This window comes from Abyssibacter sp. (assembly GCF_964229365.1).
In the GTDB taxonomy this organism is placed as follows: Bacteria; Pseudomonadota; Gammaproteobacteria; order Nevskiales; family OUC007; genus Abyssibacter.
Window position 1 is genome coordinate 25086 of the sequence record NZ_CAXRDQ010000045.1, and the last position, 9264, is coordinate 34349.

Annotated in this window: 10 protein-coding genes; 7 read left to right on the forward strand and 3 right to left on the reverse strand. The window is 63.5% G+C overall.

Going from position 1 to position 9264, the window contains the following annotated elements; genetic code table 11:
* The first annotated feature begins 76 nt into the window (after positions 1–76).
* Both ACE1EY_RS07655 and ACE1EY_RS07660 read left to right on the forward strand, forming a co-directional pair.
* On the forward strand, positions 77–2260 hold the full coding sequence (locus ACE1EY_RS07655) for a hypothetical protein (RefSeq protein ID WP_370299869.1): 2184 nt from the start codon (positions 77–79) through the stop codon (positions 2258–2260).
* Between the two features lies 1 nt (position 2261).
* Positions 2262–3722 carry a hypothetical protein gene (locus ACE1EY_RS07660; protein WP_291515182.1) on the forward strand — a complete coding sequence of 487 codons (1461 nt, stop codon included), beginning with the start codon at positions 2262–2264 and terminating at the stop codon, positions 3720–3722.
* Positions 3723–3725: 3 nt separating this feature from the next.
* Here ACE1EY_RS07660 and ACE1EY_RS07665 read toward each other — a convergent pair whose 3' ends face one another.
* Complete coding sequence (locus tag ACE1EY_RS07665; protein ID WP_291515181.1) at positions 3726–4067, reverse strand: MGMT family protein; 342 nt, start codon at positions 4065–4067, stop codon at positions 3726–3728.
* Positions 4068–4187: 120 nt separating this feature from the next.
* Here ACE1EY_RS07665 and ACE1EY_RS07670 point away from each other — a divergent pair, with 120 nt between their 5' ends.
* Complete coding sequence (locus ACE1EY_RS07670) at positions 4188–4418, forward strand: hypothetical protein (RefSeq protein ID WP_291515180.1); 231 nt, start codon at positions 4188–4190, stop codon at positions 4416–4418.
* Here the strand turns inward: ACE1EY_RS07670 and ACE1EY_RS07675 are convergent.
* Positions 4415–5002: a TetR/AcrR family transcriptional regulator gene (locus ACE1EY_RS07675; protein WP_291515179.1), complete on the reverse strand. Its 588-nt coding sequence runs from the start codon at positions 5000–5002 to the stop codon at positions 4415–4417. The two genes, ACE1EY_RS07670 and ACE1EY_RS07675, sit on opposite strands and share 4 nt — an antisense overlap.
* Before the next feature lie 126 nt (positions 5003–5128).
* Here ACE1EY_RS07675 and ACE1EY_RS07680 point away from each other — a divergent pair, with 126 nt between their 5' ends.
* Together ACE1EY_RS07680 and ACE1EY_RS07685 are read left to right on the forward strand one after the other, a co-directional pair.
* On the forward strand, positions 5129–6004 hold the full coding sequence (locus ACE1EY_RS07680; protein ID WP_291515178.1) for an SDR family oxidoreductase: 876 nt from the start codon (positions 5129–5131) through the stop codon (positions 6002–6004).
* Entirely contained in the window at positions 5994–7514 is a 1521-nt protein-coding gene (locus ACE1EY_RS07685) for an NAD(P)/FAD-dependent oxidoreductase (RefSeq protein ID WP_291515177.1), read from the forward strand. The genes ACE1EY_RS07680 and ACE1EY_RS07685 overlap by 11 nt, the downstream gene beginning before the upstream one ends.
* 188 nt (positions 7515–7702) lie before the next feature.
* On the opposite strand, the gene ACE1EY_RS07690 is transcribed toward ACE1EY_RS07685, so the two are convergent.
* A complete protein-coding gene (locus ACE1EY_RS07690; RefSeq protein WP_291515176.1) occupies positions 7703–8566 on the reverse strand; it encodes a cytochrome c in 864 nt (287 codons plus the stop codon).
* Positions 8567–8794: 228 nt separating this feature from the next.
* Here ACE1EY_RS07690 and ACE1EY_RS07695 point away from each other — a divergent pair, with 228 nt between their 5' ends.
* Entirely contained in the window at positions 8795–9040 is a 246-nt protein-coding gene (locus ACE1EY_RS07695) for a type II toxin-antitoxin system ParD family antitoxin (protein WP_370299870.1), read from the forward strand.
* A partial coding sequence (locus ACE1EY_RS07700) for a type II toxin-antitoxin system RelE/ParE family toxin (RefSeq protein WP_370299871.1) occupies positions 9018–9264 on the forward strand: 247 nt, incomplete at its 3' end. The genes ACE1EY_RS07695 and ACE1EY_RS07700, both read left to right, overlap by 23 nt.

Sequence of the window (9264 nt, forward strand, 5' to 3'; positions counted from 1 at the left end):
CTACTCCGCGGCCGTAGCCCCGGTGGCATGATCGCAGGTGAGACAATCCAATCTGCGGACCACCGCAGGAGCGCGTATGCAGGGGATATCACGCCGCCCGTTGGGCATTTTGCTGTCAGCCGTCTGGTTCGCCGGGTGCGGTTCGTCGCCAGCACCGAATGCCTCCACGCCGATCGACGAACCTCCGGATTCGCGTTTCGATCTGGCCAACGGCTGCTATGTCCTGCGCGCGAACGATCAGTACGTGGTTCGCGACGGTGCGGCGTTCGTCGCCAGTGGTGCCGACGCATCCTCGGCCGAACACTTCTTCATGAAGCCGGCCAATCTCAGCCGCTATCTGTTCTACACGGTCGACGAGCAGCTGATGACCGCGCAAGGCGCGTCGATCAGTGCTGATGCATCGCCCGCCGATGGCTCCGACTGGACCCTGGCCGGCGACGCGGGTCGGTACACCGCAGCCACGCTGGATGCCGCGCTCAGCGTCGACGATGCCGGCACCCTGGTGCTGGGCGACACACCGGCCGAACTGCGCTTCGAACCGGCAACCGGCTGCACCCCCTACCCGGAAATGCCGGTCAATGTGGTGGGCCACACGTTCAAGGGCCCGGCCAGCGGACAACCGGTAATCGGCATGGCCGAAGTCCATGCTCACATGGGCATGGGCTCCGAGCTGTCCGATGGCAGCGGCGATGTCGGTCCGTCGGCCGCCGGTGTGCTTTACGGGCAGGCGATCAACCGCTTCGGTGCACCGGTCGCGCTGGAAAACTGCGTGCTGTCGCATGGGCCCAACGGCATTCTTAGCGCCGAGAACATCCTGCTCGACTTCGATCCCTTGCAGATGCACGACACCCAGGGCTGGCCGACCTTTGTCGACTGGCCCAAGCAGGACTCGTTTCTGCATCAGCAGATGTACTACCGCTGGGTCGAACGTGCCTACATGGCCGGTCTGCGGGTGATGGTGGTGCACGGCACGACCATCGAGGCCCTCTGCAATCTGGCGCGGGCCACCTACGGTGACAAGACCGCCGAGTGCGTGGACATGGAAACCGGTAGCGACCAGGTGCGCTTTCTCTACGACATCGAAAACTACATCGATGCCCAGGAAGGCGGTCCGGAGCAAGGCTGGTTCCGTATCGTCTACAGCCCGGCCGAGGCGCGCGACGTGATCGCCGACGGCAAGCTGGCGGTGATTCTTGGCCTGGAGTTCTCCAACCTCTTTCACTGCCGGCTCACGTACAACCTGGACGGCAGCGAGAACAGCGACTGCACCCGCGAGGACATCGACCGCGAGATCGATGAAGCCTGGGAACTGGGTGTCCGCCAGGTGTTCCCATTCCATGATGTAGACAGCGCCCTGGGCGGCACCGGCATCTTCAGTTCGGTGCTGAACTACGTTGGCTTTCTCGACACCCGCGGGTTCTGGAAAACCTACGATTGCCCGGACGGCGGTGAAGGCGACAGCTACTTCTACAACGCGGGCGCCGAACTGGAGACCGGTGCGATCACCCAGTTCAATGATCCGGTCACGCAGCTGATCATGGATCTGGCGCAGGGTCAGCTCCCGGTCTATCCGCCCGGCCGCCAGTGCAACGCCCGCACCGTGACCGAGCTGGGCGAGTACGCCATCGACAAGATCATGCAAAAGGGGTTTGTGCTCGACATCGACCACGCCGAATTGCTGAGCAAGCAGTACATGCTGGACAAGGGTGCCGAACTGTCCCCGAATTACCCGATGGTGTCGGGTCACGGCGGTCAGGGCGGCATCAGCAATGCCCAGGCCGAGCAGATCATCCGCCAGGGCGGCATCATCTATCCGGCGTTGCCCAACGGTGCCCGGTTCGCCGACTTCGTCGAGCAGATCAAACCGATCTGGGATGCCTCGGGTACGGCCCGCCCACTGGCCGTCGGCTACGGTGCCGACGCCAATGGCTTGCGCACATTGCCGGGCCCGCGCGGCGCTGGCTCCGACCCCATCGAGTACCCCTTCACGCTGTTCTCCGGCGAGGGTTGGGGTCCACAGTTCGCCGAGGCGGGCATCGCGCCCCTGCAGGTCGACATGCTGTCGATTCCCGGCGGTAAGCAGTGGATGATGGACGAAGAGGGGATGTCCAACTACGGGCTGGTGGCCGACATCGTCGAAGGCATTCGCCTCGAGGGCGGCGAGGACGCCATCACGGCGCTTTTCAATTCGGCCGAGGCCTATCTCCAGCTCTGGGAGCAGACGGAGGCAGCGTCCGCCAACGCGAGGCAGCAGCCCTGACATGACCGCACCGCTGGGCGCTGCCGGCCGGCTCGGGCTGGTGGCGGCGCTGGCCCTGCCCGGCGTTGCAGCCGCGCATGGTTTCGGTCGTCTGTACAACCTGCCAGTGCCGTTCTGGCTTTATGCCTGGGGGGCCACGGCGGCCCTGCTGGTGTCGTTTCTGCTGGTGCTGTACTTCGTCGCCAGGCCGGTGGGTGCATCGGCGGCCACCGCGCGGGATCTGACCCCCCGGTGGCACGCGAGCGGGCTGCGCCGGGCCCTGCCGCTGCTCAAGCTGTTCAGTGCATTGCTGCTATTGCTGTGCATTGCCACCGCCTGGTTTGGCAACCGCGATCCCTACCGCAATTTCTCGATGACCTTCTTCTGGGTCGTGATCCTGCTCGGTCTGAGCTATTTCACGGCGCTGGCGGGCAATGTCTATGCGGTGCTGAACCCCTGGCGTGTGATCACCGGAGCCATCGGCGACTGGTGGCCCGCATATGCTCGCGGCCGTCTCCGCTACCCGGCCTGGCTGGGCTGCTGGCCGGCGCTCATCCTGTTTCTCGGCTTCGTCTGGCTGGAACTGTTCGGCCGCGGTGTGCCGAGGCAGCTGGCGTGGGTGCTGCTGGCCTACAGCGCGATCAACTTGGTCGGCGTCGGGCTGGTGGGCACGAGAGCCTGGTTTCGTCACGGCGAGTTCCTGTCGGTTTACCTGCGGCTATTCGGCCGCATGGCGCCGCTGGACATCCGTCCCGGCCAGCTTCGCGTACGCCGCCCGCTCACCGGGCTGGTCGATGCCCGGCCGCGGCACCTGAGCACGGTGCTCTTCATCATGGCCATGTTGTCGACGACGGCCTTCGATGGCCTGCGAGCCACCCAGTGGTGGGTTCGCCTGTTCTGGAGCGACCCCACCGGCTGGGCCGAAGCGGTGGTTGGCGGCCGCCCCTTGCTGAACATCGCCGTGGCGAGATCCTGGTATATCCGCTGGGAAACCGTCTGCCTGCTGGCGTCACCCTTTCTGTACTTCGGCGCCTATATGGCCTGTATCGCCGCGGCGAAACTCACCACCCGCAGCGGGCACTCCCTGCGTGAGCTGGCCCTGGCCTTCGCCTATCCGCTGTTGCCGATCGCCCTCGTCTACCACATGACGCATTACGCCACGCTGCTGCTTACACAAGGGCTCAAGATCCTCAGCCTCGTTTCCGATCCCTTTGGCTGGGGCTGGAACCTGTTTGGCACGGCATTGAAATGGCGGGCTCCCTTCCTGCCGGACATGAGCCTGGTATGGCACGCGCAGGTCGCGCTCATCCTGCTGGGCCACGTCATCAGCGTGGTCATCTCGCACCGGGTTGCGATGCGCATGTTCGCCTCGCGGCGCGATGCCGCGATCAGCCAGCTTTGGCTGCTAGGGCTGATGGTGTGTCTGACGGTGGGCGGGCTGTGGATCATCGCCCAGCCGCTCACGGTAGAGCGGATGCAATGAGGCTCAGTCGTCGGCGGGCAGCAACAGCTCGGGGGAGTCCTCGGCCCAACCAAAGCGCGAGAGGTCCACGCGGCCGCCGCTGACGACCACGCCCTCGTCACGCAGGCGGCGCAGCTGCTCGGCGTAATGGGGGTGATCCGCCGCAAAGGCGATCCGGCCATCGGCACGCAGCACGCGATGCCACGGTAGCGGCTGATCGTCCGGCGTCTGCCGCAGGGCCGCCACCGCCACGCGGGCACCGCGCGGAATTCCGGCGCGGGCCGCCAGGCGGCCGTAGCTGGTGACACGTCCGCTCGGTATGCAGCGCAGCAGCCTGCGGATGGCCTCAAGTTGCTGATCGGACATGGGCTCCGTCTTGGTGGCGTGAATAGATCAGTGCTTCCCTAATATTGCCGAGTCTGCCGGTCGCTGTAATAAATCGGCCGCCCCAGCGCACTATCTCTCTAAATCCTCTGGAGAGTCGCTGTGGAAAACGTGGAACTGATCATCAAGTTCATGGCCTTGGGTGGTTTTATCACGCTGATGATGTGGCTGGATCAGCGGTTCGACCTTGGCATCAATGACTGGAACTGCGGTGGCCGTCGGCGGGATGACGATGCCGAGGCGTTGCGGGAGCGGATCGCCTCACTCGAAGCCGTGGTGGCCGATCGCGACTGGCAGCTCGACCGCGAGTTCGACGTGCTGCAGCGCCGCTAGCGCGTCTCGTCCAGGCGCTGCTTCAGCGCCCCGATCAGAATCGACTGGCAACTGCGGATCACGCTGGCCTCCGGCTGCCGGTAGCCGGTCATGGCCCAGGAGCCCGCCGCGTAGATCACGGCGCCCACCAGAGACTGGCCGAAGATGGCGGCATCCTCGCGCGGTTCCGCCATGGCCGGCGCCAGTGGGGCCGTTGCGGCCATCAGCAAATCGGCAAACTCAACCACCGTGCGCATGTACAGCGCGGTGATTTCATCGCTGACACCGAGAATCTCCGACATCATGATCCGCGCATTGCGTGGGTCACGCATGAACCGGAAGAACGCCACCAGACCGGCCTCGCTACGGGCCTCGATGGCCGGTTCGGCCGATTCCATTGCGGTGATCAGCGCCTGCTTCAACCGCTCGCTGACCTGTGTGTACACCGCCAGAAGCAGGCCCTCGGTGCTGCCGAATAGCTGATAGAAATAGCGGTCGGTGTACCCCGCCTGCTTGCAGACGGCCCGCACCGTGGCCGCGCGATACCCCTCGGTGCCGATCAATTCGAAGCCGGCTTCAAGAAACGCCGCGCGTCGTTCGGCCATCCGATCTTCATGACTTTGTCCGCCGTATACACGGCGCGGTCGGGCGGTTCCGTTCATCCCTACATTTGACGACACCCGTCCTCAGAAGTAAAGTGACGACAGTCGTCATCACATAGCGGGCTTTCGATGAAACAGTTCAAGAACAAGGTTGCGGCCATCACGGGCGCCGGCTCCGGCATCGGCCGTGCATTGGCGCTGAACCTGGCACAGGCGGGTTGTGATCTTGCGATAAGCGATATCAACGGCGACAACCTGGCCGAGACGGCCAAGCTGGCCGAAGCCGCGGGTGCCCGCGTGACCACGACCAGTCTCGATGTGGCGGACCGTGATGCGGTCTACGCCTGGGCCGACGACGTGGTTCAGCAGCATGGCCGGGTCAACCTGCTATTCAACAATGCCGGTGTCGCCCACGCGGCGGCGGCCGAAACCGCCTCGCTGGAAGATTTCCACTGGCTGATGAACATCAACTTCTGGGGTGTGGTGCATGGCACGCAGGCGTTTCTGCCGCATCTGCGAGCTTCCGGCGAAGGCCACATCGTCAATGTTTCCAGCTTGTTCGGGTTGATTGGCATGCCTACCCAGGCGACCTACTGCGCGGCGAAGTTCGCCGTGCGCGGCTACACCGAAACCCTGCGCATGGAGCTGGACATGGAAGGCGCGCCCGTGAGCGCGACCTGCGTGCACCCCGGTGGTGTGGCGACCGGCATCAATCAGTCCAGCCGCATCGACAGCAGCGTCGAAAAACTCACCGGCGTTTCGCTGGACTCCCATAAGCGCCGCGCCGAGAAAATGATTCAGACCACGACCCCGGAACGCGCGGCCCAGATTATTCTCGATGCCGTAAAACGCGACGCGCGGCGTGTGGTCGTGGGCCCCGACGCGCGTGCAATCGACAAGCTGGCGCGCCTGCTCGGCTCCGGTTATCAGGCGCTGGTTCTGCGACGCTACCCTCACAAGAAAGCTCCGGCGCAAGCTCAGGTGGAGCAGTCCAATGGCATTTGAAGGCGCATCGCCCGTGAACACGCAGCATGTAGATGTGCTGATTGTGGGGGCCGGCCTGTCGGGTATCGACGCCGCCTATCGTCTGCAGACCGAGTGCCCTGACAAGTCCTACGCCATCGTTGAGGCCCGCGCCGCCATCGGCGGCACCTGGGACCTGTTTCGCTATCCCGGCATTCGCTCCGACTCCGACATGAGCACGCTGGGCTTTCCGTTTGAGCCCTGGGACAGCGATGTCAGCATTGCAGACGGCGAAGCCATCCGCAGCTACATCCAGACCACGGCCAGCAAATACGGCATCGACCGCAACATTCGCTTCGGCCACCGTGTGACCGCAGCAGATTGGTGCTCCGAGGCATCGCGCTGGACCGTTACCTGCGAAACCGCGGACACGACCACCACCTGGACCTGCGATTTTCTCTACGCCTGCTCGGGCTATTACGACTACACCGCTGGCTACACGCCCGAGTTTCCGCAGGTCGACGACTTTGCAGGGCAGATGGTTCATCCGCAGCATTGGCCGGCGGATCTCGACCTGACCGGCAAGCGCGTCGTTGTGATCGGCAGCGGCGCGACCGCGATCACGCTCATCCCCTCGCTCGTGGGCCAGGCCGAGCACGTGACCATGTTGCAACGCTCGCCAAGCTTCGTCGTCAACCTGCCGCGGGTTGATGCGGTGGCCGGCAAGCTGCGGCGTGTGCTGCCCAGGCGCACGGCCGGCTCCCTGACGCGCTGGAAGAACATCTTCCTCAGCATGTATTTCTACCAGTACGCACGGCGTAGGCCGGACGACACCCGCTCCAAGATCCTGCATTTCGCCCAGAAGCAGCTGGGCGACGACGTCGACGCCAACACGCACTTCAACCCGAGCTACAAGCCCTGGGACCAGCGGCTGTGCATCGCGCCAGGCGGCGACCTGTTTCGCGCCCTGCGCAAGGGCAAGGCATCCATCGTCACCGACCATATCGAGCAATTCACGCCGTCCGGCATCAAGACCCGTTCCGGCGAGCACATTGATGCCGATGTCGTGGTCACCGCGACCGGGCTGGTGATCCAGCTATTCGGTGGTGCGGCGCTGAGTGTGGATGGCGAGGCCGTGAGCACGGCTGAAAAACTGATCTACAAGGGCATGATGCTCGATGGCGTACCGAACTTCGCCTTCGCCTTCGGCTACACCAACGCATCGTGGACGCTCAAATGCGACCTCACCGCTCAATACGTCTGCCGGCTGCTCAATCGCATGTCCAGGCGCGGCGAGACGGCCTGCGTGCCCGAACGTGACGCCAGCGTCGAACCCGAACTGATGGTGGACCTGGACTCGGGCTACATCCAGCGCGCGAAGAACGTGATGCCATTGCAGGGCACCCAGGCCCCTTGGCGGGTACATCAGAACTACGTGCTGGATCTTGCGGCGACCAAGCTCAGCCGCATCGACGACGGCGCCATGCAATTTCGTACCGCGGCGAGCCGCAGCACGGCGGCATCAACCTCCACTGTGGCCGAATCCCGCTGACCGGTTCGCGGCCGCAGGGCAACCCTCGGCCGCTCACAGCGCGGAGCGCTGGACCTCAATCCGGACGCATGCGAGGCGACGCCGGTTATTGCGGCAGCAAAAAAGGGCAGCGAGTTCGAAGCCCGCCGTAACATACGATAGGCGACTGTGTTGCAGGGCGATGTGGACCTGCGCCCGCTCGATAGAGCTTACAGAGGGGCTGTTTTACTGCCCTCACTCTGTGCTTCCACGCGATCCTTTAGGAAGGCCTGCAATGCGTCCACTTCGGCCTCGGTGAAATAAACGAAACGCTCGCGTGAGGCCTCCGACATGATGCCGAGATCGCGCCCACCCAAGCCTTCGCCCGTTCGGAGGAGTTGCGCGAACGCAGCGGCGGAATAGCCCGCCGCAATGGTTAGGTCTGGCGCCCCATCCGCGATGCTACCCATGAGACTCTGACCGTGACAGCCTGAGCAAGTGGTCATAGCGAGATACTCCCCAAGTGCGCCACGCTCGGTGGGCCGATAGACAGGCGGCGGCGTGCCGACGGAGATGTCGTTTCTTTGCGGTGAGAACATTCCTATCGCAAGACCGACGCGGGCCAACGGCCCGAGGCTGATTTCTGTCGTTGGTCCATCGACCGGAGGTAGGCTTCGGAGATACGCGAGTATGGCGCCAAGGTCATGGTCGCTCAGGTGCTGGTATTCGGCGGACGGCATACCGAGTGCGCTACGGCCATCCGTATGTACGCCCTGCCGAATCATCCGCTCCAACTCACTGTCCGATTGTTCCAACACCGGGCCCGTCAGGTTGCCCGCGACGAAGTAACCGAGCATGGGATCGTCCACAAACACGGCTCCCTCTAGGGCTTGCCCATGGCACGACACACACCCGTGCGTCTTCGCCAGCCGTCGGCCCACCGCCACGGACACCGAGTCTGCCGAGGCCGCGAGGGTCCTGAGCGGAACCTCGTAGGTTTTTCTGAGGACATACTCCGATCGGAGGTAGACGCCGACCAGGGCGAGCACCGCTACGGCGACAAGTGCGAGCGTTATGCGTTTGATCCAGATCACGAGAGTGTTGACGGGCGAACGTTTTATAGGCGCTCGACTCTACGCGACGCCGCCCGAAACTCCACGTTCTCTACCGCGTCCAGATGGGTTCTGCCCCATTTCGACCGCTCAGGTGACGCCCAACGCTTGATCTAACCGGCGCGGCGGCGAAGCCGACGTCCGCGTTGAGCGATTTATTATGGGCGCGTACGATCACTGGTACTTATTGGTACTTCATCGCGGTGCACGATGGCTCGGAACACCAGCATAACCTTGGGCAACCACTTCGACGACTTCATTTCACGACAGCTTGCTGACGGCAGGTTTGGTTCAGCCAGTGAGGTAGTGAGGGCCGGACTTCGATTGCTGGAGGACCGGGAGGCGAAGCAGAAAGCGCTTCGTTCGGCACTTCAGGAAGGCGAGAGAAGTGGCTTTGTGCCCTACTCGATGGATTCAGTGATCGCCGAACTTGATGGCGAAACAGGTGCCGAGTAAGCCATTCAGACTCTCCGGAAAGGCTCGACAGGACTTGCTGGAAATTGGACGGCATACCACTCGGAAATGGGGCCGTGCACAAAGAAACCATTACCTGCAGCAGTTAGATGAAGCCTTCATGCTGTTGGCTAAGAACCCGGCTATTGGTACGGAATGTGAGGACGTGCTGCAGGGCTACCGAAAATTCCAGCAAGGGTCTCATGTGATTTACTACAGGATCACTG

Excerpts from the sequence above, each read along its gene's own strand:
- ACE1EY_RS07655 (WP_370299869.1), top strand. The coding sequence starts at position 77 with ATGCAGGGGATATCACGCCGCCCGTTGGGCATTTTGCTGTCAGCCGTC.
- ACE1EY_RS07680 (WP_291515178.1), top strand. The coding sequence starts at position 5,129 with ATGAAACAGTTCAAGAACAAGGTTGCGGCCATCACGGGCGCCGGCTCC.
- ACE1EY_RS07695 (WP_370299870.1), top strand. The coding sequence starts at position 8,795 with ATGGCTCGGAACACCAGCATAACCTTGGGCAACCACTTCGACGACTTC.
- ACE1EY_RS07685 (WP_291515177.1), top strand. The coding sequence starts at position 5,994 with ATGGCATTTGAAGGCGCATCGCCCGTGAACACGCAGCATGTAGATGTG.
- ACE1EY_RS07660 (WP_291515182.1), top strand. The coding sequence starts at position 2,262 with ATGACCGCACCGCTGGGCGCTGCCGGCCGGCTCGGGCTGGTGGCGGCG.
- ACE1EY_RS07665 (WP_291515181.1), bottom strand. The coding sequence starts at position 4,067 with ATGTCCGATCAGCAACTTGAGGCCATCCGCAGGCTGCTGCGCTGCATA.
- ACE1EY_RS07675 (WP_291515179.1), bottom strand. The coding sequence starts at position 5,002 with ATGGCCGAACGACGCGCGGCGTTTCTTGAAGCCGGCTTCGAATTGATC.